Here is a 23,280-nt window from a genome sequence, read left to right as displayed (position 1 = left end):
TACGCTACCCGGCCGCCTAAGTACGCTTGGCTTCGCCCTGGTTGTCGTCGATCAGAAAGTTGGTAAAAACGCCCCGCACGCCCAGCGCCTGGTAGCGCGCGAGGTCTTCCGGATCGTCGACGGTGTACGTGAACGCGGTGATGCCGCGGGCGACCAGCGCCGCCACCACCGGCGCCTTGGTGCGGTAGATCGACAGGCTGACGGCCGGGATGCCGTTGTCGGCGCAGTAGTCCGAAAGCGACTCGGCCGTGTACGGCTCGCGGCCGACCACGTAGAGGATCTGATCGAAGCCGTGCGCGCGCAGCACGGCCAGGTCGTCTTGGTAAAACATCTGGGCGATCAGCCGCCGCCTGACGTGTTTCGGCGCGCGCTGCAGCTGCGGCTCAAGCAGGTCGTACAGCGCCACCGTGTCCTCGGGCGCGGTCACCTTGCCGTCGAGGATCACCTGGATATCGCGGTGGCGGCGCATCAGCGCCAGCACGCCGGCCAGGTCGAGCGGCTGGTACTGGCCCTCGTAAGGCGCGGCCATGAAGGCGGCGTAAGGCAGTGGCTCCCCCGCCGGCGGCCAGTCGCCATCCGGCAGCTTTTGGCCGAGCGACTCGTCCCAGCCGTGGCGCGCCACCAGCCGGCCGTCTGACGTGGGCGACACGTCGAACTCGAACAGCCGGCACCCCGCGGCGTAGCTGGCCGCAAAGGCTTCCGCGCTGTTGGTGTACGGGTGCCCGTCGATGCCGCCCCCGGCGTGGGCAATCAGCGGCTGATGCAGCCAGGCATCAGGATTCGCGGTGCGTCTGCGGTTCCAGCGCGCAATCCCCGCCGCGACGGCCGCGGCCAGTAGCAGCGCCGCGACGACAATCATCAGAATTTTCATGGGCGGGCCTCCTTTCGGCGCGGTCACAGGTGATTGCATCCATTATCAGCCAGAGCGGCCGCCGACTGCAAGCCAAAGCTCCAGAACTTACCGCGCCCGCCGTCAGTCCGCCACGGCGAACCCGTAGTGGCGGATGTAGCGCTTGAGCAGCGCCAGGTAGCGGGCCGCGGTCGGCGACAGCGCGAGCTGCTTGCGGCGCAGGGTGCCGAGCGTGATCGGGTCGTCGACGGCCAGCGGAATCGCGACGATTTTCTCGTCGTTCAGGTCGCTTGAGATGATGCCCGAGCTGATGGTGTAGCCGTTGAGCCCGACCATCAGGTTGAAAATGGTCGCGCGGTCGGACACGCGCACGTGCTTGGCGTGCGCCAGCGTGCTCTGGATCTCCTCGGCGAAGTAAAAGGAGCTCGCGTCGCCCTGCTCGTACGACAGGTACGGGTACGGCTCGAGGTCGGCCAGAGTCAGCCGGGTTTTGGCCGTCAGCGGGTTGTCGCGGCCGACGAAAACGTGCGGCTGGGCGGTGAACAGCGGCGTGAACACCAGGTCCTTTTCTTCAATCAGGCGGCGCATCACCGGCGTGTTGAAGCCGTTGAGGTAGATGACGCCGAGCTCCGCCTGGCCGGTCTGGATGTCGTCGAGCACGGCGCGGGTCTGCGTCTCGCGCAGCGTGAAGTCGTACGCGTCTTGGCCGACCTCCTTGACCAGCTCGACGAAGGCGTTGACCACGAAGGCGTAGTGCTGCGCTGAGACGGCGAAGTGCTGCTTGCGCCCGGTGCCGCGGCGAAAATGGCCGTCAAGCAGGTCGACCTGGTCGAGCACCCCGCGCGCGTAGTTGAGAAACTCCCGCCCCGCGTCCGTCAGCGTGATGCCGACGCGCGAGCGGTAAAAGAGCTGGATCTGGTACTCCTTTTCCAGCTCCTTCATCGCCTGCGACAGCGAGGGCTGGGAGATGAACAGCCGCTTGGCGGCCTCATTGATCGACCCGGTGGCCGCAATGGCCTCCAGGTACTCGAGCTGTTGAATGCGCATGGCGTCCTCCTGACCCGTGCGGCGGCGCCTCGAACAAGTCCTGGCCTCGATCGGCCACAGCGGGCCCGCCGTCCGTGGTTATAGTTGCTGCCTATTATAGCATGAACGATTCCGATATTACCTAATTAATGGCAGCTCTGCTAGTATTAACACAATCATAAAACCACGGAGGACTCACCATGACACAATCACGCTTCCAGCTCGTCGGCTCGCTGCTGCGGCCGGCCGACCTGCTCGCCTACAAGGACCAGATCGAGCACAGAGACGACATCACCTACCCGTTTTACACCGATTTTCCCGGCTACCAGGCCACCGAGGCCGCGGCGATTCAGGACGTCGTCGCCCAGCAAAAGACGCACGGCATCGACGTTTTGACCGACGGCGAGTACTCCAAGTCCATGTGGCACCTGGACTTTCTCTGGGGCTTTACCGGCATCAAGCGGCTGATTGCCGACCACGGCTACCGCTTCGAGGACCACGACGGCGGCGACTTCGAGACCAGAAAGGACATCGGCTTGGCCATCACCGCACCGCTGTCCGGCAAGCACCACCACTTCATCGACATCTTCAAGCAGCTCAAGGCCCAGGCCGGCGACGCGGCCGTCAAAACCACGGTGTGGGGCGCCGCCCACGCCTACACCGAGCTGACCTTTTTCGACCACCTGTACGGTGACGACCAGGTCTACAAGACCAAAGAAGACCTGAAGGCCGGCCTGATCCACGCCTACCAGGAATTTTTGACCGAGTACAAGGCCGCGGGCGGTGAAATCGTCCAGTTCGACGACTGCCTGTGGGAACTGTTCTCAAGCGACAACCCGTCCGGCTTCTACGCCGCCAACAGCGGTGACATCGCCGCCCTGGCAGACGAGTTCGTCGCCATCAACAACGCCGTGTGCGACTTCGGCCACGCGCTTGGCCTCAAGGTGTGGACGCACAACTGCCGCGGCAACTACGCCTCCCGCCACGCGGCCGGCGGCTCCTACGCCACCATCGCCGCGAAGTTCCTCGGCGACCAGCACTACGACCGCTTTTTCCTCGAGTGGGACGACGACCGCGCCGGCGACATCACGGCCCTGACCGCGCTGCAAAACCGGCCGAACGTCGAGCTCGTGCTCGGCGTGCTGAGCTCCAAGACCAGCGCGCTCGATGATGAGGCCCGCGCGCTGCGCCTGCTCAACCAGGCCGCGGCGATCCTGCCCAAGGACCACCTCTACCTCTCCCACCAGTGCGGCTTCGCCAGCTGCGACGGCGGCAACGAGCTGACGGCGGCCCAGCAGTGGGCCAAGATCGACCAGGGCCAGCGGCTGGCCAAGGCTTTCTGGGGCGAGGACTAACCAAGCAAAGACGGTGACCGACTCCCAATTGGGGGCGGCCACCGTCTTTGCGTTGGGCGGGGTGTAGCTGCACCCTAGGCTATCCGTCCCGCTAAGCCCGCGCTTCTCCGCCCTGGTTCGTCGGGCTGCGCAAGGCAACGGCCACTCGTCCAGCTAAGATCCGTGCTCGGGCCAAAGTGCGGCCCAAGCGCGGGTCTTACGCTGGTCGGTGGCCTAAGTGCGCCTTGCTCCGCCCTGGTTCGTCGGGCTACGAAGCGCAACGGCCACTCGTCCAGCTAAGATCCGTGCTCGGGCCAAAGTGCGGCCCAAGCGCGGGTCTTACGCTGGTCGGTGGCCTAAGTGCGCCTTGCTCCGCCCTGGGCAACAAAAAAAGCGACCGCTCGCTGAAGCGGTCGCCAAGAGTGGGCGCCAGGAAACCTGCGCTGGGCCGCCCCCACGGCATCAGTACAGGCAATGGTAATCGGTAGTTCCTTCTGACAGCTTACACCCCGTCTGGTTGGTGCGCGCCCATCTGTCTCAACTAGCCTAACACACCGGAGGCGCCGTGTCTGTGACTTTTTGCGTCACCAGTCACACTTGGCCTAGTAAAACGATGGCTTGGCCCCGTCCGTGTTCGGCTGGTTGACGCCGAGCGACGCGCGGACGTGCTGCGTCGGGTCCTGAATCAGCTTGACGATCAGGTCCGCGATGCTCTTGCGGGAGACCTCGGTGCCCTTGAACGCCTCGCCTTTTTCCGTCAGCTCGTAGGACACGAGGTCCTTGTTGGACAGCCAGGCCGGGCGAATGATGGTGTAGTCCAGGTCGCTGGCCTCGATCACCTTAGCCGCCGCGGCGTAGGTCTCGAGGTAGCCGCCGTCGAGCATCTGGTGGTTCCACTTGCCGTACGCGCCGGGCACCTCGTCGTAAATGCCAAGCGTCGAGATCCAGATCAGGCGCTTGACGCCGGCCTGGTTGAGCCCGGCGACGACGGCCTTGGCCTGCGCCTCGATGCCGCGGTTGCCGAGGTTGGCGTACACGATGTCCGCGCCCTTGGCCGCGGCCGCGATGGCGGCGGCGTCCGTCGCATCGCCCTCCACGACGTTTTCACGCGCCGCGTCCTGAACGTGCAGCCGCTTGGCCTTGCGCAGGAAAAGCGTGAGCGTCGCGTCCGTGTCCTTGAGCAGCTGAGCCTCCGCCAGCTTGGCAATCTGCCCGTTGGCGCCTAGAATCAATACCTTAGTCATGTGATGGCTTCCCTTCCTTAACTTACAAGTACAGGTTATCACTATGAATTAGTAAGTAAACGGACAGATGGCGCGACGTGTCCGGCGCAGGAAAGCGGCCCCGCCGCGGCGCATGACGGGACCGCCCGTGATCAACGTCGCTTCCGCTTGCGCCAGGCGATAACGCCGCCGATAACCGCCGTTATGAAGCCGCCGAGCTCTGCGGGGGAAACGTTGACTGAGAAAGTAAAGTAAATCAATAGCTTCACCCCAATCGGCAACAGTATCGGGTGTGGTAACTGGCCACAACCTGTTACCAGTACCAGTTTAACATGCACTAATTCGGCTGGCTTGTCAGGAGTCCGGACACATGTTAAGCTGTGAGAGTAAAGTGAATCAATAGCTTCGAGGGTCTAACTAGCCCGCCAGGCAACCGCCTTCCGACAACTGCCGGAGGGCTTTTTGTTTGTCAAAACGCGGACCGCAAAATTGAACGGGTAAGCGCTTACGTTTTAGAGTTAACCTTGTGGGGGCCCGCCGCGCCTGCTGGCTACGCGGCCCGTGTCGCACCGTCACAACGGAGGATCACCGCAATGGGAGACCTTGTGTTCAACGTCGTCACCTTTCTCGCCTTGGCCGCCAGCATCGGCGTGTTCTGGGTGCTGGTCCGCCTGATTCGAGAGAAGTAACCCGCTCACCGCCTTCCGATTCGTCGGAAGGCCTTTTTGTGCGGACGGCAGGCTTCGCTCCGCCCTGGTTATCGTCGGGCTCCGCAAGGCAACGTCGGCTCGTCCAGCTAGGTGCGCCTTGCTCCGCCCTGGAACAAAAATGCGGCGCACCCCGAAATCGGGGCGCGCCGCCTTGCGCGTCAGGCCTCGGCGCGCTGCACCACGGGGCTTGCCGTCTGGCTCAAGAAACCGGTGAAGCTGCCGTCCAAAAACGTGCCGATGTAGGTCTCGAGCGTAGCCACCGGCACCGGAGTCGGTGCCGTCAGCCAGTTTTTGAGCTCGACCACGAAGGCCGTGCTCAGCATGCTCTGCAGAAACCGACAGTAGCCGGGGTCAATGGCGACGTGCCGCGTGCGGCCGAGGTCGCCCAGAATCGCCTTGATCATGTCGCTCAGATGGGCGCGAATCACGTCCTCCGGCGCGTTTTGCTCGTCGATGGCGATCACGATGCGGTAGAAGCGGCGGTTGGCCGCGAAGTAATCGAGCATCGTGTGCAGCGTCTGCGGCCAGTACTGGTAGTGCCCGCAAAAAGCGGCCGCCGCGTCGATCTCGGTGCGGTAGATGTGGCCGAGCACGTCGAACTTGTCGCGGTAGTAGTCGTAAAACGTCTGGCGGCGCAGCCCCGCCTTTTTCATGATGCTGGTCACGTTGATGTCCGCGAACGGCACGGTGCCCACGAGGTCCTTGGTCGCCTGCGCGATGCGGTCTTTGGTCTGTTCTGTCATGATTGCCTTCTTATTCGTTGTGGTTCGAAAGTGAGTGAATCGTCAAGCGTCGTGCCGGAGAGCGGCTGATTCCGCCTCACTCGCTCGAGTCCTTCCACCATGTAGTGAGCGGAGGGCCGGGGCTGGCGTGGACCGCGAAAGGAATCGCCGCTCGAATGACCCGCGGGTTTGGCGGGGCATTCGCGTGGCGATTCCCGGCAAAAGTTGAGACAAGCAGAGGAGCCGCAGGCGACGCTTGGCTCAACTTTTAGGTCGTAGCCCAATAGAGGGTGGAACAAGGCGCACTTAGCCTGTCGGCCAGCGTAAGGATGGCACTTGGGCCGCACCTTGGCCCAAGTGACGTCCTTAGCTGGACGCACAGGCGTTGCCTTGCGGAGCCCGTTTTGGGCGGAGACCAGCCGCGCAGTCCGCGCCAGCCCCGGCCCGGAGCTCACGGTCTGGAGCTCACGGCCCGCCGTGGTCTGTGCCCTACCGCAGCGCCTCGCGCACCTCGGCCTGAAGTGCCGGGACGACAGAGCTTGCGAACCACGGATTCTTGGCCAGCCAGCCGTAGTTCAGAGGCGACGGGTGGACCAGCGGGAAGTACGGCGCGTAGTCGGCGAACTGCTCCACCGTGGCCGTCAGGCTCTTGGCCGCGCGCTTGCCCAGGTAGGCCTTTTGCGCGTAGGCGCCGACCAGAAGCGTCAGCTGGACCTTGGGCATCAGCGGCAGGAGCTTGGGGTGCCACTTTTCCGCAAAGCCCTTGCGCGGCGGCAGGTCGCCGTGCGCGCCCTTGCCCGGGTAGTAGAAGTCCAGCGGCATCACCGCGACCTTGCCGGAGCGGTAGAACTCGTCATCGCTGATCCCCATCCACTCGCGCAGCCGCACGCCGCTGGGGTCGTTCCAAAACACCATCGAACGCTGGGCCTTGTTGCTCGGCGCCTGGCTGATCAACAGGATCGTCGCGTCCGGGGTGATGTGATAAAGCGGGCAAATGCCTTCGCTTGTGAACTCGCGGTTTTGCGGGTCGGCCTGGATCGCCGCGTCGATGGCGGCCAGCCGGTCGACCGCATCGACGCGCGGAACCTGGCTCAATCCAGCACCTGCTGCAGGTTGTCCTGCAAAATGGCGGCGGAGTCCTGCAGCCGCTGGAGGTCCTCCGGGTTCAAGTCGAGCTCAAGGATCCGGTCCAGCCCGTTGGCGCCGAGCAGCACCGGCACGCCGATCGAGACGTCGTGCAGCCCGTACTCGCCGTCCAGGTGCACGGACATCGCAAAGGCCGCGTGGTCGTCGTTCAGGACGGCCTGGGTCAGGCGCGTCAGGCTGGCCGCGATGCCGTAGAAGGTCGCGCCTTTTTTCTGGATAATCGAGTAGGCCGCGGTCTTGACGCGCTCACCGATGGCGGCAAAATCCGCCGCCTGCCGCGCCTTGGGCACAAAGTCGCAGATCGGCTGGCCGCCGATGGTCGTGAAGTCCCAGACCGGGAACTCGGAGTCGCCGTGCTCGCCCATGATGTAGCCGTGGACGGCGCGAACGTCGACGTTGTAGCGGCGGCCGATCTCCGAGCGCAGGCGCGCGGAGTCCAGCGCGGTGCCGGAGCCCAGCACGCGGTTTTTCGGCAGGCCGGACAGGCGCAGCGTCAGCTCGGTCAGGATGTCGACCGGGTTGGACGCAACCAGGAAAATGCCGTCGAAGCCGTTCTTCATCACGTTGGCCACCACCGACTTGATGATGGCGGCGTTCTTTTGCAAAAGCTGCAGGCGCGTCTCGCCGGGCTTCTGGGCGACGCCGGCCGTGATCACCACGATGTCGGCGTAGCGGCAGTCCTCGTAGCTGGCCGCGTAGATGTTTTTCTGGGCGACGTACGGCAGCGCGTCGGCGAGGTCCTCGACGTCGCCCTGCACGCGCTCGTGGTTGACGTCGATGATGCCGATGCTCTTGCCGACGCCGGTGGTCAGGCAGTTGAAGGCGTAGCTGGAGCCGATCGCGCCGTCGCCGACCAAGATAATGTTTGCAGATTTCATCGCAATTCTCCTTTGTGTGTGCGTCTTGTCCCACCCCGCACGCCTGACGGCCGCGCGGCGAACGTTCCCCCGAACCTTATTGGACTGCACTCAGCCGCAGCGCGACCAGCTTGGCGATCAGCTCACGTGGCAGCGGCCGGTCGTACGGCAGCCTAAGCGCCCCCTTGCTGTGGGCGAAACCCGCGAGCTCGTCTGCCGTCAGTGCCGCAAGCGGCGCGCTGGTCGGGTAGAACCCGACCCACTGCTTGAAGGCGCTGAAGTACACCAGCACCGGGCCGCCGGGCTGGCGCAGCGCGGGCATGCCGTAGCTGAAGGTCTCCGTCGCCTCGGGCAAAAGCCCCCGCAGCAGGTCGTACAGGGCCTGGGTCTGCGGGCGCTGCGCCGCCGGCAGGTCGTGCAGGTAATCCGTGATCACGGTCACGGCGTCACCTCCCACTGATTAATTGTAACCGCCTTAAGCGTGCCGCATTTCGACGCAAAGTGCAAGCGATGAGGCCGAAAAAAACAGGGACGCGCCACCGCGCATCCCTGTTTTAGCGATTCTGTCGGCTCACCCCTTGAACGCCGCGCGGGGAATCCCCACCGACTCGAGCCACTCCGGGTAGAATTCGGCGCGGAAGGTGTTGCCCAGAAACCGCATGTCGGCCACCAGCGCGACCAGCGCGTCGATGACAGTCTGGCTGGGCGCCACGGTGTAGGCCAGAATCAGCTCGGCCACCGCGTAGCTCGCGCCGGGGTTGGGCAGCAGGTCAACCAGTGGCCGCGCCGCCATGTCACGCTGCATCCGGGCCGCGAAGGCGGCGTCGCGGTTGTCGCCGATGAACTTGGCGAAGTTGGACCAGTCGAAGGCCATCATGTTGGCCCCGGTCGTGCGCGGGCTGAGCACCGTGCGCCGGTACGTCGACTCGATCTGCGCCAGGGTCCCGGCGTTGTAGATAAAATCGTTCATCGCCTTGGCCGCGTTGTCCGGCCAAAAGGTGACGGCCGCGGTGCCGCTCATCACCGCGCGCACCACCGCCGGGTCGGCGTCCGACTCAGGCAGGATGCCCTCGTTGGCGAACACCTGCCGCGCGCCCTCCTGCTCGATCAGCGTCATCCACGCCGGCGCGCCGGCGTTTTGCTCGGCGATCCGCTGCATCATCACCGCCGCGTCGGCCGGCGTGAAGCGCTTGGGGTGGACGCGCACCTCCTGCAGCTCGTTTTGCAGCCGGGCGTGCCGATTCAAGGGGCCTTCCACCCAGTTGGAGAACAGGTTGGACTGCTCCAGCCGCTGGTAAAGCGCAAGCACGCGGCCAAAACCCAGCGCCGACTCGCCGTGCTCGAAGCGCGATTGTGTCGAGCTCGACCAGCCCACCGCGGCCTGCGTCATCGTCAGCCCCAGCCGGCGGCGCAGCACCCCCAGCTGCGGCCCATCCGTGTAGCCGCGCCGCGCGTCGAACCCAAGCGTCGGGTCCTCCGGGCGGTCGCTCAAGGCCGGGTTGGACCAGGTCCGCGCGCCGGCCTGCCGGGCCTGCATCAAGTGCCGCGCCCGGTTGCCGATCGGCGCGCGGGCGTACCGGTCCGTCAGATCCAGCGTCCGGGTCAGCGCCGCCGTGTTGGCCGGCGTCGGGGCCTTGGCCCAGGTGATGCCGCGCCGCAGCACCAGGCACGCGCACTGCCAGTTCACGTTCGCCGGCACCCGGTCGGCCTCCTGCTGCGCCAGCACCGCGCCCAGCCGTGCCAGCAGCTTCGAGTCGTTGCGTCCGATGATTGCCCAGCCCAGCGCGTCCAGGCGCTGCATCAGCCCCCAGATGCCGTGCCCTTTTTGCGCCTCACCGAGTTTGGCCAGCCGCTCAAGCAACAGCCCCAGCAGCTCGCGGCTGGCGTAGGGCGTCGCCGCAATCAGCAGGCTGGTCTGCAGCGTGTTCCACGAGTCGGGGTACCGCAGCAGGTCGGCCACCGCCTGCTCCTCAGCCGGCGTCAAGTGCCGCGCCGGGGCCAAAGGCTGCGTGCCGCAGTCGGCCACCAGGCGCGCGGCGGCCTGAAGCGGCGTGTCGCGGTCCGCCTGGTGCGCGGCCAGGTAGCGCGCCAGCAGCGGCGCAAGCTTGGCCGCTGCGGCCTGGTTCAGGAGGCTGGGCACGGCCAGCGGCCACGAGCCCTGCTGCTTGTCCTGCCAGTACATCAGGTCGTGCGCATCCAGCATCAGGTTGTGCATCACCTCCACGGCGCTGGCCACCGACAGGTCGGTCGCGCCGCGCTCGAAGCGCGACAGCCCGGCGCCGCTTCCGCTGCCGGCCGCCTGGGCCAGCGTCAGGTGCAGCCCCTTGCGCACCCGGCGGAAAAATGCGCCGATGGGCTCATCTGCCGGGGTCGCGGTCTGGGCTGCCGGCTGGGTCCGATCAACTCCCGGCGTCCGGGATGCCGCCTTTGTCCGCTTTGGCGCCGTGACCCGCTCTGCGGTCTTTGTCCGCGTTGGCGCCGTGGTCTGCTTTGCCGCCGTGATCTGGTTTGACGCCGCGACCTGCTTTGCCGCCGCGACCTGCTTTGCCGCTGCTGCCTGGTTCACCGCCGCGACCTGCTTTGCCGCTGCTGCCCGCTTTGCCGCCGCGGTCTGCGCTGTCCTTGTTGTCCGGTCCATCACCGCTGTCTCCTCCTTCACGGCTGGCTTCGCCACCGCTGTTGCCGCCCGCCGCCGCTGTTGTCCGCCGCCGTCGCAGTTGCCCAAGACAGGCGCCACCCGATACTAGTCAATCGACCAGCCAGAACTGTCTTTCGAATACATGTGGTTGTCCGCCGTCAGTCCGTACGGCCCGAATTGCGTGTCGTCAGGGCCCTTCGCGGTGATGACCCACTTCAGTTTGACCTCCTTGTTGTCCTGAGTGTAGAACTTGACGTTTTTCTTCAGTACCATTTTCTCGTAGGTCGCATCGAAACTAATGTACTGGAACCAGTCGTTGAGGCTGGTGAAGTGGTACGTCGCGCCTCTTGGCAAATCGTCGTCCCGGTTGACGTTGGCCAGCTGGCGCATGTTCTTGACCTTCGCCCGCCGCACGTCGGCGACCGTCATGTCGGCGAACTTGGCCAGGCCGTAAGGGTCTTGGGCCTTGGTCGGCGTGCCGGTCACCTTGTCCAGCTTCACCGTCTGATCATCGTCAAAATCGTAGTACTCAACGCCGGTGGTCGTCACCCGGATGGTCGGTTTCGGACCGCTACCTCGGTGACCGATCTCGTCGTACCTGCGCAGCGTCAGCGCCCCCGTCTCGTCAAGCTGAAAGGCCATGTCTTGGTCCATCCGGTTGGTCTCCGGCTTGCGGTAGGACTCGGTGATGGTGCCGGTGGCCAATCCGCTGTTATCGAGGTCGATCAGCTTGGACTTGAACTGGTTGGCCGAATCGATGTACCAGGTCGGCACATTCACATCGTTGCTCTCCAGCTCCTCGTGGCTGAAGCCCGGCCGCGGCACCCGCAGCACCGCCTCCGTCCAGCGACTGTCCTTCGTCACCCGCACCGCGATGTACAGAGCCCAGTGCGTCATCGCGTCGGTCTCGACCTTTTTCATGTACAGCCCGGCGATCTTCGTCGTGTCGTACGGCTGGTCCTTCTTGGTCAGCTTGTAGCGCTTATTGGTCAGCTTCTCCGCGAACTCGGGATCAAGCTCCGGCGCCTCATCCTTCTTGCTGGACTGGGTCGCCGCCTTCTTGCTGCTCGACTCGCTGGTCGCCGGCTTGCTGCTTGCGGCGCTTTCGCTGCTTGCCGGCGCCGCGGCCTTGGGCGCGCACCCCACGAGCGCCAGCGCCAGTCCGGCCACCACGGTCATCGCAATTGTCTTCTTCATTCTTCCACTCTGCCTCCGTCTGGAACCCGGCCGGGCAAAACAAAAACCCGGCCGCGATTCATGTCCTGAATCAATCTGCGGCCCACGCCCCGCCAGAATCTGCCGGATTTCTCCGTATCTGCAAATTCTGTTCAAGGGAAGTGGTGCCGTCAAACTCGGCCGAGTTTTTTGAAGCCAATCCTTGCAATTACTGCCATTTAACCACAAAATTCGCCACGCGTAAAGTAAGGCCCCCGCCGCGGCGCGGGGCCTTGCACGCGGGCGGCAAGGCGCGGCGGGCCGACGAGGCGCAAAAAACCGGGGACGCGTCGTGTGCGCATCCCCGGTTCTCTTGTGTCAGCGGTCGTTCAATTGGCGGCGCAGGCGCTGCCCGCCCCGTGTCGTTCCGGGCGCGCCGTTGGCCGGCTCCCGATGTTCCGGGTGCGGCGTTTCTCGCGCCGTGTTGGACGCGGCGCGCCGGCTCCCCGCTGGTCGGCCTACTGCTTTGGCTTCGGCGCGGTCTTGGCCGACACCGTCTTGGTCGCGGCCTTCTTCGCCGCGGTGGTCTTCGCCGCCGACTTGCGCGTCGTGGTCTTCTTCGCGGTCGTCTTCTTCGCCGTCGCCTTGCGCGTGGTGGTCTTCTTGGCCGCAGTCTTGCGCGTGGTCGTCGCCTTGGCGCGGGCGGCCGGGACCTCCAATGCCTCCGGCTTCGGCGCCGTCCGCTCGGCCTCGATCAGGGCCAGCTTCTCCTGGACCTCGGCGATCACCGCCGCCTGATTGGCCGCGCGGTTTTGGACGTAGGCGTCGGCCTCCGCCACGATGTCGATGCGCAGCCCGGACTGGTTGACGTAGGGCGAGATCACGATCAGGTTGACCCGCAGCGGAACCGTCGCGTCCTCGTCAAGGAAGTTGTTGACCTTGCGCGAGTCGGCGAACGGCAGATTGATCACGCCGGTTTCCAGCCGCACCGTGGTCGGCTCCGCGCTTTCGATCACCAGGTCGACTTGGGCCAAAATGCCTTGGTCAAGCGCCGCATCCAGCGCGGCGAACGCGGGCTGCAGGTCCTTCTCCACCCCGTCCTGCGCAACCTGCTCCGGCGTCGCCGTGAACTGCGTGGTCTGGTAGTTGCCGTTTTCGATGGCCTCTTGGAACGCTGTTACGTTGATTTCCATTTTTATCGTCTCCGTTATTCGGCCCGTCCTCGAGCCGTTGCTCACCGGCACTCATCGCCGAGCGCCGACACATCACGGCCCATTCTACCGTACTTTCGCGCCCGGTTTCAACCGCCGCGCCTTCCCCGCAGGAAACTGGTGTTCTATAATGGGAAGAGCGAAGAAGCGCAGACTTAGCGAAACGGCATGCCTAGCGCCGGCGTTGAGGCCCGCACTTGGCCTCGGCGCTGGAGCGTAGCAGGCCGCTTTCGCGTTGCGCTTCGCAGCTCGACAATGGGAAGAGCGAAGCGGGGCGGCCGCCGGCTCCGGAACGCGGTCTTATCCTCAGCTGATAAGATCTGTTCAAATCGATCCCTCTTATCCACATGTGGGCTTTCAAAAAGGCTACCCCTATCCACAAGCCTGTGGACAAGCGCACGCTTTCGCTGCCGCTATCCACTGTGTAGCGGCCTGCGGCGTGGGCGGAGGGGCCGGGCGGTGCGGCAGTGAAAGGATTAGTCACCCGGATGACCCGCGGGTTTGTCGGGGCATTCGCGTGGCTGATCCCGGCAGATTTGGAGACGGGGTAGCCGCAACGCGGCTCCGGCTCCAAATCTAGGTTGGAGCCCAACGGGCGGAAACCGGCCGCACCGCCGCACCGCCCGGTCCCGGAGCCTACGCCGCAGGCCGCGGCCTCGTTCCACCAAACGGGTTACAAAGCGCAACGCCGGTTCGCCCAGCTAAGCCCGCGCTTTTCCACCCTCTCCAAACGGGTTCCACGAGGCAACGCGGGCCGCCTCGTTCCACCCTCTCACAGAAAGGAGGCGTCACATGACTGACCATCGCATCGGCATCCGTGAGCTCGTCGAACTCACCGTGCGCACCGGGGACCTCGACCCCGCGACGACGAACTCGAACAACACCGCGCAGCTCGGCAGCCAGATTCACCGGCGCCTCCAGGCCGCGCACAAGGAAGATTACGAAAAAGAGGTGTACCTGACCCGAGACGTTGAGGTCAACGGCGAGTCCTACACCATCGACGGGCGCGCAGACGGCGTCGACACCGCAAACGCGACGCCCGTGATCGAGGAGATCAAGACCTCCGCACGCGACTGGGCCGACGTCACCCAGAACACCAAGGACCGCTACTGGGCGCAGGCGCGCATCTACGGCCATTTTCTCTGCCAGGACCGCGACTGGGACAAGGTGCAGCTGGACCTGATCTACTACCAGACCGCGACCGACGAGGTGTCGCGGTTCAGCGAGGAGCAGTCCGCCGCGGACCTCGCGCTGTTTTTCGACGACCTGATCGCCGAGTGGGCCGACTGGCTGCGGATGCGCTCGGACATCGTGACCGCGCGCGACGCGTCGATCAAGGGCCTGCCCTTCCCCTTCGGCGCCTACCGCAAGGGGCAGCGCGAGCTCGCCGTGGCGGTGTACAAGACCATCGCGGCCAAGACGCGGCTGTTCGTCGAGGCCCCGACCGGCACGGGCAAAACGATCTCGACGCTTTTCCCCACGATTCAGGCGATGGGCGCCGGGCTGATTCAGCGCGCGTTCTACCTGACGGCCAAGCAGAGCACGCGGCGCGTGGCCGAGCAGGCGATGGCGCTGATGACGGCGCAGGGGCTTGACGCCAAGTCGATCACCCTGACGGCCAAGGACGTGATCCGCTTCGAAGACGAGCCGGACGACGCGACGCAAAACCCGTACATGATCGGCTACTACGACCGGCTCAAACCGGCGCTCAAGGACATGCTGGGCCACGAGGCGGCGCTGACCCGCGAGGTGATCGAGCGCTACGCCCGCAAGCACACGGTCGACCCCTTCGAGTTCTCGCTGGACGCCAGCCTGTTTTGCGACGTCATCATCTGCGACTACAACTACCTGTTCGACCCCGCGGTGTTCCTGCAGCGCTTCTTCGCCGGCCCGGACCCGGACAACTTCTTCCTGGTCGACGAGGCGCACAACCTGGTCGACCGCGCCCGCAGCATGTATAGTGCATCACTTACCGACCACGAGCTGGTCACCCTGAGCGCCGCCCTGAAACCTAAGCGCGGCCTGGGGCTGACCGGCGTCAAGGGCGACCTGACGCGCGCCATCACCGCCTTCGACGCCGTCGCCGTCAGCGTCGGCCAGACCCCGCTGACCTTCCAGAAGGACCCACTGGACGACCTCGCCGGCGCCTTGGACCGCCTGGCGAGCTCGGTGCACGACTGGCTGAGCCAGCCGCCCGACACCCGCGACGAGGCGCTGGTGGAGCTGGTGCTGCCGGTGTTTTTCAACGTCACCAGCTACCTGCGCATCGCCGACCTCTACAACGCGGCCTACGAAACCGAGATCGCCATCGACGGCGGCACCATCACGGTCAAGCAGCTGTGCCTGGATCCCAGCGAGTTCGTCGCCAACTGCCTGGAAAAAGGCCGCGGTGCCGTGCTGTTCTCCGCCACCCTGTCGCCCCTGGACTACTACCAGGACCTGCTGGGCGGCCAGGAAGACAGCCTCGCCTACCGCCTGACCTCGCCATTTCCCAAGGCCAACCTGAAAGTCGTCGTCACCCAAAACATCACGCCGACCTACCGCAACCGCGAGTCGTCTCTGCCGGACCTGATTGCCAGCCTGCTTTTGATGGTCACCGCCAAGCCCGGCCACTACCTGGTGTTTCTGCCGTCGCACAGCTACCAGGCGACCGTTTTGGCCGCCTTCAAGGCCGCGGCGCCGGCGCTGGCCGTCATCGCCCAAAAACCCGGCATGGACGCGGCCGCCCGCGCGGCCTTCATCGCCCGCTTCACGGACGACGCCAGCCCCGTGGTCGGCTTCGCGGTGCTCGGGGGCATTTTTGCCGAGGGCATCGACCTAGGCGGGACCGCGCTGGTCGGCGCGGCGGTGGTCACCGTCGGCCTGCCGGGGCTGAACCCGGAAACCGACCGGCTGCGCGACTACTTCAACGCCCAGGGCAAGGACGGCTTCGCCTACGCCTACCAGCTGCCCGGCTTCAACAACGTGCTGCAGGCCGGGGGCCGCGTGATCCGCGGCGCGCACGACATCGGCGTGATTCTGCTGCTCGACAGCCGCTTCGCCGGCCCCAGGTACGCCCCGCTCTTCCCGCCGCACTGGGCGCACGCGACCGTGTCTTACGGCATCGACGACCTGGCCGGCCAGCTGACCGCGTTCTGGGCGGGGCACGAGTAGGTGTTGGCCGGGTTCCCGCTAGGCCGTGGTGGCGCTGAAGGCGTAGGCCGGGGCGGCGGACCGGGCACCCATCAATCAACCGGCACACACAGCCCGCTACCTAGTCAATCCATCCAGCCCCAAAGTTGCGGCCCGACTCTCATCCACCACTCGCTGTGAGTCACCCACGATGTAGGACGGAGGCCCGGACGCGCCGGAGCCCGTCCCGTTCCACCCTCACCGAAAGGAGGCCCCTGAATGTCCAAGACTGCTCTGACGCTCGACCTCGAGCGCACGCTTTACGCCTACTGGGAGGAGCTCGGCGCCACCGCCGTCGAGGAGGTCACCATGCCCGACAACCAGGGCATCGTCGACACCCTGGTCCGCCAGCAGGACGCGACCGGCACCACTTGGCGCTGCTTCGAGCTCAAGGTCACCAAGGCCGATTTTCACTCCAGCGCCGCCTTGAGCTTCGTCGGCCACTACAACTACTTCGTGCTGCCGGCAAAACTGTACCAGCAGCTCGCAGACGAAATTCCGGCCGGCATCGGCGTGATGACCTACACGGCCTACGCGCCCAAGCTGATCGCCGCGTCGCTGCTGCCGCCGGCCGCGCCCGGGGTCCTGACGGTGGCGCGCAAGCCGACCCGCCAGGAGCTGCAGGTGCCGGAAGACGCGCTGACCGACCGCTTCATCGCCAGCCTCAACCGCGAGGTCCAAAAGGCCAAGCGCGCCGCCCGCGGCCCCCGCGCCTTTTCCGACGAGGAGCTGATGCGCGAGCTGCGCCGCCGCGGCGCCGACTACGCGGTGTACGACCCGGCGGCTAACCTCTACGACCGCTTCCTCGGCGAGCTGACGGACACCACCGTCGCCACGCTTCAAGAGGAGGTCGACGCGCTGGCCGCGGAGCTGGCCGAAGCCAAGCTGAAGGCGGCGGGCGCATGATCTACTACCCGCTGATTCGCGGCCGCCAGTTCGACCTGCTCGCGCTGGCCGGCCTGGCCAAAACGCTGTCGCCTGACATCGTGCCGATCATCGAGCCGGTCAAGGACCTGCCCGCGCTGCCGCGGGTGGCCAAGGCCTTCGCCCAGGCCCGCCATCCGCTCTACGTCATCCAAAATCCCCAGGTCGGCACGTACGGGCTGCTGGAGGCGCCGCGCCACCGCGTCGCCTTCGACGGGCCCTGGGTGCAGGCGGCCCGGTACTTCGACGCGCAGCCCGCGTCCCTGGTGATTGCGGCGACCACCGCGCAGCTGGCGGCGCTTGACAAGGCCCAGCGGGTGGTGGTGCCCGACGCCGCCCGGTTTCGCGCGGCCGGCCACCCGCAGGCCATTTATTTGAGCGACCACTACCCGACCCGCGCGGCGACCGAGGACTACTACCGGCTCCAGCGCGATTTTTACCAGTACCCCAAGGCGACGCTTTCGGGCGCGGGCTTCGCCGACTACCCGCTGAGCACGCACTGGTATTCGGAAACGGGATACCCGCAGCGCGCCGTCGCGTTGCACCTGCTGTACGCCGAGAACGGCATGCTGTACCTGCGCCACTTCACCTCGGTCAACAACGCCGACTACCAGAACCCGGGGGCAAAATTCCTCGAGGCCCTGGCGCCGCTCGGCCCGTGGCTGGCCGCGCACCCGCAGGCGGCCACGCCGGCGACGGCCGAGCTGCTCGAACTCTACGCCACCCGGCACTTCCCCGGCCTCGGCACGGTGCGGCGGCTGCAGCTGTCGCACTTCATGACCGTGATGGGGCGGTGGCTGGAGGCCTAAAAACCTAAAAGGAGACAGCGCAATGCCGACGATTCATGAAGTGCTCGATATTCTTAAAACTGCCCCAGATGACACCGACGCCTCCAAGAAGCTATTTGCCAACTACGAGGAGGGCCGCCAAGACCAGCGCATCCGCACCAATCCCGGTGTTGGCCGCAGACGCGACTGGCTCATCATGGCCGACATTTTCAATCATGGCAACCAGTCCCAGAAGTTTCATCTTTGGTGTTACTTACAGTTCAAGCTACACAACAATCAGTTAACCCCCGAGTCCCCTTTCACCGCAGGCAGGATACGCAACGCGGCTTTGACGTTGTACATTGAAGAGGTCATTTATCATCGGCCGCCGGACGTCATCGTTTCGCTGTACGACGCCGCAGCGGCGTACTACTCGGATCATGAGAAAGACAGGATCAACCGCGGCGGCTGGAGACAGCACCATGGGGAATAACTCCGAGGCAAAACGCAATTCGGGACGGATCCTTTAGCTAGGAGGAATACCACTATGCAAGGAAAAAACTCGCACACCACCGGTCAACTGTACGCCTGCCTAGTTCTGGTTGCGCTGGCCGTCTTACTACTGATGATGGCCGTCATGGCCGCCGTGGCGCTGCTCTGGCTCAGTCTTTACGCCAGCGCCGAGTGGCAGCTGGTCGCCGCGGCGGCCGCCGTGGTTGTGATCACATTGGCCGGTGCCGGCGCCTGCTTCCGAGGCGCGGTCCGGTGCTGGCGCGGCTGACGCGACGCAAAAACCCGCGCACTCGATTTTTTTATCGAGTGCGCGGGTTGCTTTTTATCTGAATGATTAGAAGACGCGAACCGCGAAGGACGGGGCGAAGTACGTGGAGATTGCCGCCGTCGTGACGGTTTCGCCCGGCTGCGGGGAGTGGATGTACTGGCCGTTGCCGAGGTACAGCGCCACGTGGTAAGGCGTGCCGGCGGTTGCCCAGAAAATCAGGTCGCCGCGCTGCGCGTTGGCCACGGAGACACGGGTGCCGTTGTACTGCTGGGAGCCGGTGTAGCCGCCCAGCGTGATGCCGGCCGCGTTCTTGAAGACGTAGTACATCAGGCCGGAGCAATCGAAGCTGGAAGGCCCCTTGGAGCCCCAGGCGTAAGGCTTGCCGATCTGCTGACGGGCGAGCTTGATAATCGCCTCGATCTTGGCCGAGCGGGAAACGGTCGGCGTGGTCGGCTTAGCCGGGGTGGTTGGTGTCGTCGGGGTCGTCGTGTCCTTGGCGGGTGTGGACGGCTGGGCCGGCGTCGTGGCGGTCGTGCCGGTCTTGGTGAAGCGGGCCGGGATGAAGCCGCCGCTGGTCAGGCGGTACCAAACCTCGCCGCCGACCGTGGTCTTGCCGTTGGCCTTAACGGTCTGACCGTCGGCGAGGTACGTGCCGTTGGCCTTGGTGTAGGCGGCGGTGGTCCAGACGGTGACAACGCTGCCGGAGTTGGCCACGGTCAGCGTGTAGCTGCCCGCGGTGACCGGCGTGGTCGGGGTTTCGGTCTTAGCCGGGGTCGTCGTGTCCTTGGCGGGCGTGGACGGCTGGGCCGGCGTCGTGGTCGTTGCGGCCGGCGTTTCGGTCTTGGCCGGCGTCGTGGCCGTTGCCGCCGGGGTTTCGGTCTTAGCCGGCGTCGTGGTCGTTGCCGCCGGGGTTTCGGTCTTGGCCGTCGTGGTCGTCTTCGCTGGCGTCGTTGTCGTTGCGGCCGGGGTCGTGGTGGTCTTGGCCGGCGTCGTCGTCTTTGCAGGCGTTGCGGCCTTGGCCGGCGTGGTCGTCGTTGCGGCTGCCGCGCCGTTGGCACTCGCGAAGCGGGCCGGCACGTAGCCGCCGTTGCTCAGGCGGTACCATACCTCGCCGCCGCTGGTGGTTTTGGCCACGGCCTTGACGGTCTGGCCCGCAGTCAGGTAGCGGCCGGTCGGAGCGGTGTAGCTTGGGCCGCCCCAGACGGTGGTCGCGCCGGCCGTGTAGGTGACGGTCAGGTTGAAGCTGCCCGGCTGGCTGGTGCCGGTCTTGACGGCCGTGGTCGCCGTTGCGGCAGGCGCAGCGGTGGTGTTGGTCGCACCGGAGACACTCAAGTAAACCTCTGGGATCCACTCGTTGGCGCCGATCTGGTACCAGGTCGTGCCGTTGACGGTCTTTTGGCCCTTGATCTCAATCTGCTGGTTGTAAAGCACGTAACGCTTGGCCTGGCTGAAGGCCGGCGTCTGCCAAACAGTGGTGGCGCCGTCTTGGTACGTGACCGTGCCAGTCGACGCGCTCACCTGGTCCGGAGTGGTGGCAAGCGCGGCAAGCCCGGCAGCACCGGCGATCCCTGCTGTTAACGCGAGTGCTTTAGTTGTCTTTCCCATACGCTGTGAGTCCTCCCATTGTTGGTGCTTAATTATTTCGTCAGTTCTTTAGTATTTCGTAAGAGTTACTTAAAGATTACCACGTTGAGTAACCCTTTGCACCAGAAAGGGTGTTCGCACCGGCGTCGTGACAGTGAAAAACGCCGAAGAAAGCGGACGTGGCGGGCTTTTGACCCGTTCACGGCCGCTTTTTGACATTTATGTTACACCTTTTTGGCTACCGCCAGCGCCAGGCGAATCATGTCGTCGAAGCTGGTCTGGCGCTCCTCCGCCGTCGTCTCCTCGCCCGTCACCAGGTGGTTGGACACCGTCAGGATCGACAGCGCGCGGCGGTGGTACTTGGCCGCCAGCAGGTACAGCGCCGGCGTCTCCATCTCGGAGGCCAGAACACCGTAGTCGCAAAGCTTCGTGCGGTCGATCTCGTCGTTGTAGAAGCGGTCCTCGCCCAAAACGTTCCCAACGTGAACCTTTTGGCCCGCGTCTTCCGCCAGCTGATCCGCCAGCCGCAGCAGGCCGAAGTCCGCCAGCGGGCTGTAGTAGATGCCGGCACCGAACGTGTTGAGGATGATGCTGGAGTCGGTGCTTGCGCCCTGCGCCAGCACCAGGTCGCGGACGTGGACGTCCGGCGCCAGGCCGCCGGTGGTGCCGACGCGGATCAGCGTCTGCACGCCGTAGTCCTGGATCAGCTCCGTGGCGTAGATGCCGATGGACGGAATGCCCATCCCCGTCGCCTGGACGGACACGCGCCGCCCCTGGTAGGTGCCGGTGTAGCCGAACGCGTTGCGCACGGTGTTGTAGCGCTCGGGCTGGTCGAAGTAGTGCTCCGCGATGTACTGCGCGCGCAGCGGGTCGCCGGGCAGCAGCACGACATCGGCGATGGCGCCGGGCTGGGCCTCAATGTGGGTACTCATAGTAACGCCTCCTTAGCTGGATCGACGAAAGTTTACCTATTGAATGGAAATGAAAACGGGTGGCGGTTGTTTCATGTGAAACACAGGGCGTGGGCTGGGGCGGTCGTGGTGACGGCAGCCTCGCCTCTCCACGGTTTCAGGCGGAGGCACAAAACGGCCGCCGCCGAATCCCGGAGCCGGAGGCCGCCGCCCGGTCCGGCCCCTACTTCAGCAGCCCGAGGAACGACGCGCCGACGCCGTTGCCGGCGACGCCGAAGTTGGCCAGGACCGTCGCGCCAAGGTCGGCGAACGGCGAGCGGACGCCGAGGTCACCGCCGCCCGGCAGCGCCTTGCTGTACGCGATCAGCGGCACGTACTCGCGCGTGTGGTCCGTGCCCGTGTAGCCTGGGTCGTTGCCGTGGTCGGACGTGATCAAAAGCAGGTCGTCCGGGGCCATCGCGGTTATCAGCTCGCCCAGCTGCGCGTCGAACGCCTGAAGCGCCTCGCCGTCGCCCTGCGCGTTGCGCCGATGGCCGTACATCGCGTCGAAGTCGACCAGGTTGGTGAAGATGAAGCCGGTGCGCTCGCTTTGCACCGCCTCGATCGTTTTGACCATGCCGTCCGCGTTGGAGACCGTGTGGACGCCGTCGTCCAGCCCCTGGCCGGAGAAAATGTCGTTGATCTTGCCGACGCCGTACGTCGCAACGCCCGCGGCCTGCAGCCGGTCGAGGTCGGTCGGCGCGTTGGGCATCAGCGCGTAGTCGTGGCGGTCGCTGGTGCGCGTGAAGGTCGCCGCCGTCTCGCCGACGTAAGGCCGCGCGATCACCCGGCCGATGCGGTACGGCTGGTCCGTGGTGATGCTGCGGGCGTATTCGCAGATGCGATACAGCTCCTCAAGCGGAATCACCGCCGTGTTGGCCGCGATCTGCAGCACCGAGTCGCCGCTGGTGTAGACGATCAGGTCGCCGGTCGCCAGCTGCTGCTCACCGTACTTGGCGATGACCTCCGTGCCCGAGTACGGCAGGTTGACGATCACCTTGCGATTAGAGAAGGCCTCGATCTTTTCGATTAAATCACGGGGAAAACCATGCGGGAAGAAGCCGAGCGGCTCCAGCACCGGCAGCCCCATCATCTCCCAGTGGCCGTCCATGCTGTCCTTGCCGGCCGACACCTCGTACATTTTGCCGAAGTAGCCGATCGGCTTGGCCACCGGCCCGACGCCGGGAATCGGCCGCGGCCGAGCGATGTTGCCCAGCCCCAGCCGCTGCCAGTTCGGCAGGCGCAGCTGGCCGTCAAAATGGTCCCCGATGTGCCCCAAGGTGTCGGCCCCGGCGTCCTGGTACTTCGCGGCGTCCGGCGCCGCGCCGATGCCGATCGAATCCGTGACGATTGCGATGACGCGCTTGAACTCAGGCATCCGCTTGCGCCTCCTTCATGATGGCCACCCCGGCGCTTGCGCCCAGGCGGCTGGCCCCGGCTTCAATCAACGCCGTTGCGTCCGCCAGCGTGTGAATCCCGCCGGCCGCCTTGACGCCCAGCCGGTCGCCGACCGTCTTGCGCATCAGCGCCACGTCGGGCACCGTCGCGCCGCCGCCCGCAAAGCCCGTGGACGTTTTGACATAGTCCGCCCCGGCCTGCTCGCTGAGTTCGCAGGCCCGCACTTTTTGCGCGTCCGTCAGCAGCACGCACTCGATGATCACCTTGAGCAGGGCGTGGCCGGCGTGCGCCGCGGCGGCGACCGCCGCGATGTCCTGCTGAACCGCGTCATCGTGGCCGGCGCGCAGCTCGCCGATGTTGATCACCATGTCGACCTCCGTCGCGCCGGCCTCGATCGCCTGCATCGCCTCGGCCGCCTTGATGGCCGTCGCGTTGGCCCCCAGCGGGAAGCCGATGACCGTGCAGACGTTGACGCCCGACCCCGCCAGCGTCGCGGCCGCCAGCGGCACCCAGTACGGGTTGATGCAGACGCTGGCGAACCCGTACGCCTTGGCCTCGTCGAGAATCTGCGCGACCTGCTCCTGCGTCGCCTCGGGCTTGAGCAGCGTGTGGTCGATGTACTTCGCTAATGGCTTATCCATGCCGATTCCTCCCTCATCCCCGCGTGCGGGGCACTAAACCTATTCTACCATCATCGGGCGGCGGTGTGCTGAAAACGCTTAGGCGGGGTTGCAAACTCATCACACAGCGTAAGATTCATCTAGGTTCCACCGCTTTTCGACTGGTCATTTACATCCATCACGTCACGGAATCTTTACACGGCACAAGCCCGT

General features: G+C 65.4%; 20 protein-coding genes. 6 read left to right on the top strand and 14 right to left on the bottom strand.

What is annotated here, in order from left to right; translation table 11 throughout:
• Nucleotides 1–16 precede the first annotated feature (16 nt).
• Nucleotides 17–871 (bottom strand): glycerophosphodiester phosphodiesterase family protein, encoded by an 855-nt coding sequence (locus LE416_RS07565; protein ID WP_225047895.1) that lies wholly within the window; start codon nt 869–871, stop codon nt 17–19.
• A 102-nt stretch (nt 872–973) separates the two neighbouring features.
• Nucleotides 974–1,897, bottom strand: a complete 924-nt coding sequence (locus LE416_RS07560) for a LysR family transcriptional regulator (RefSeq protein ID WP_225047894.1) — start codon at nt 1,895–1,897, stop codon at nt 974–976.
• 179 nt (nt 1,898–2,076) lie between these two features.
• On the opposite strand from LE416_RS07560, the gene LE416_RS07555 reads away from it, so the two are divergent.
• Nucleotides 2,077–3,231 carry a cobalamin-independent methionine synthase II family protein gene (locus tag LE416_RS07555; RefSeq protein WP_225047893.1) on the top strand — a complete coding sequence of 385 codons (1,155 nt, stop codon included), beginning with the start codon at nt 2,077–2,079 and terminating at the stop codon, nt 3,229–3,231.
• Nucleotides 3,232–3,812: 581 nt separating this feature from the next.
• On the opposite strand, the gene LE416_RS07550 is transcribed toward LE416_RS07555, so the two are convergent.
• The 8 genes from LE416_RS07550 to LE416_RS07515 form a co-directional block, all read right to left on the bottom strand.
• Nucleotides 3,813–4,454, bottom strand: coding sequence for an NAD(P)H-binding protein (locus LE416_RS07550; protein ID WP_225047892.1), 642 nt, complete (start codon nt 4,452–4,454; stop codon nt 3,813–3,815).
• An 847-nt stretch (nt 4,455–5,301) separates the two neighbouring features.
• Entirely contained in the window at nt 5,302–5,886 is a 585-nt protein-coding gene (locus LE416_RS07545; protein ID WP_225047891.1) for a TetR/AcrR family transcriptional regulator C-terminal domain-containing protein, read from the bottom strand.
• 468 nt (nt 5,887–6,354) lie between these two features.
• Nucleotides 6,355–6,960, bottom strand: a complete 606-nt coding sequence (locus LE416_RS07540) for a uracil-DNA glycosylase family protein (RefSeq protein ID WP_225047890.1) — start codon at nt 6,958–6,960, stop codon at nt 6,355–6,357.
• A complete protein-coding gene (locus LE416_RS07535; protein ID WP_225047889.1) occupies nt 6,957–7,889 on the bottom strand; it encodes an L-lactate dehydrogenase in 933 nt (310 codons plus the stop codon). The genes LE416_RS07540 and LE416_RS07535 overlap by 4 nt, the downstream gene beginning before the upstream one ends.
• A gap of 76 nt (nt 7,890–7,965) precedes the next feature.
• Nucleotides 7,966–8,310, bottom strand: a complete 345-nt coding sequence (locus tag LE416_RS07530) for an iron chaperone (protein ID WP_225047888.1) — start codon at nt 8,308–8,310, stop codon at nt 7,966–7,968.
• Nucleotides 8,311–8,439: 129 nt separating this feature from the next.
• Entirely contained in the window at nt 8,440–10,506 is a 2,067-nt protein-coding gene (locus LE416_RS07525; protein ID WP_225047887.1) for a helix-turn-helix domain-containing protein, read from the bottom strand.
• A 105-nt stretch (nt 10,507–10,611) separates the two neighbouring features.
• Nucleotides 10,612–11,703: a hypothetical protein gene (locus tag LE416_RS07520; protein WP_225047886.1), complete on the bottom strand. Its 1,092-nt coding sequence runs from the start codon at nt 11,701–11,703 to the stop codon at nt 10,612–10,614.
• Between the two features lie 476 nt (nt 11,704–12,179).
• The gene (locus LE416_RS07515; RefSeq protein WP_225047885.1) at nt 12,180–12,854 is read right to left on the bottom strand and encodes a hypothetical protein; all 675 of its coding nucleotides are present in this window, start codon (nt 12,852–12,854) and stop codon (nt 12,180–12,182) included.
• Nucleotides 12,855–13,664: 810 nt separating this feature from the next.
• Between LE416_RS07515 and LE416_RS07510 the strand changes: the two genes are divergently transcribed.
• The 5 genes from LE416_RS07510 to LE416_RS07490 all read left to right on the top strand — a co-directional run bounded on the left by LE416_RS07510 (nt 13,665) and on the right by LE416_RS07490 (nt 18,515).
• Nucleotides 13,665–16,025, top strand: a complete 2,361-nt coding sequence (locus LE416_RS07510; protein ID WP_225047884.1) for an ATP-dependent DNA helicase — start codon at nt 13,665–13,667, stop codon at nt 16,023–16,025.
• Nucleotides 16,026–16,262: 237 nt separating this feature from the next.
• Nucleotides 16,263–16,949, top strand: coding sequence for a hypothetical protein (locus LE416_RS07505; RefSeq protein WP_225047883.1), 687 nt, complete (start codon nt 16,263–16,265; stop codon nt 16,947–16,949).
• The gene (locus tag LE416_RS07500; protein WP_225047882.1) at nt 16,946–17,776 is read left to right on the top strand and encodes a sce7725 family protein; all 831 of its coding nucleotides are present in this window, start codon (nt 16,946–16,948) and stop codon (nt 17,774–17,776) included. Before LE416_RS07505 ends, LE416_RS07500 begins: the two co-directional genes overlap by 4 nt.
• Nucleotides 17,777–17,798: 22 nt before the next feature.
• Nucleotides 17,799–18,227, top strand: a complete 429-nt coding sequence (locus LE416_RS07495) for a hypothetical protein (protein ID WP_225047881.1) — start codon at nt 17,799–17,801, stop codon at nt 18,225–18,227.
• A gap of 54 nt (nt 18,228–18,281) precedes the next feature.
• Nucleotides 18,282–18,515 carry a hypothetical protein gene (locus LE416_RS07490; protein WP_225047880.1) on the top strand — a complete coding sequence of 78 codons (234 nt, stop codon included), beginning with the start codon at nt 18,282–18,284 and terminating at the stop codon, nt 18,513–18,515.
• Between the two features lie 66 nt (nt 18,516–18,581).
• On the opposite strand, the gene LE416_RS07485 is transcribed toward LE416_RS07490, so the two are convergent.
• The 4 genes from LE416_RS07485 to deoC form a co-directional block, all read right to left on the bottom strand.
• Nucleotides 18,582–20,120, bottom strand: coding sequence for a C40 family peptidase (locus LE416_RS07485; protein ID WP_225047879.1), 1,539 nt, complete (start codon nt 20,118–20,120; stop codon nt 18,582–18,584).
• A 203-nt stretch (nt 20,121–20,323) separates the two neighbouring features.
• Entirely contained in the window at nt 20,324–21,031 is a 708-nt protein-coding gene (deoD, locus tag LE416_RS07480; RefSeq protein WP_225047878.1) for a purine-nucleoside phosphorylase, read from the bottom strand.
• A gap of 202 nt (nt 21,032–21,233) precedes the next feature.
• Nucleotides 21,234–22,427, bottom strand: coding sequence for a phosphopentomutase (locus tag LE416_RS07475; RefSeq protein WP_225047877.1), 1,194 nt, complete (start codon nt 22,425–22,427; stop codon nt 21,234–21,236).
• Nucleotides 22,420–23,088 (bottom strand): deoxyribose-phosphate aldolase, encoded by a 669-nt coding sequence (deoC, locus tag LE416_RS07470; protein ID WP_225047876.1) that lies wholly within the window; start codon nt 23,086–23,088, stop codon nt 22,420–22,422. The genes LE416_RS07475 and deoC overlap by 8 nt, the downstream gene beginning before the upstream one ends.
• Between the last annotated feature and the right edge of the window lie 192 nt (nt 23,089–23,280).

Source organism: Lacticaseibacillus kribbianus (assembly GCF_020180945.1).
Lineage (GTDB): Bacteria > Bacillota > Bacilli > Lactobacillales > Lactobacillaceae > Lacticaseibacillus > Lacticaseibacillus kribbianus.
Note: the sequence above shows the minus strand (reverse complement) of the source record. Positions and strands in the feature narration are given on the sequence as shown.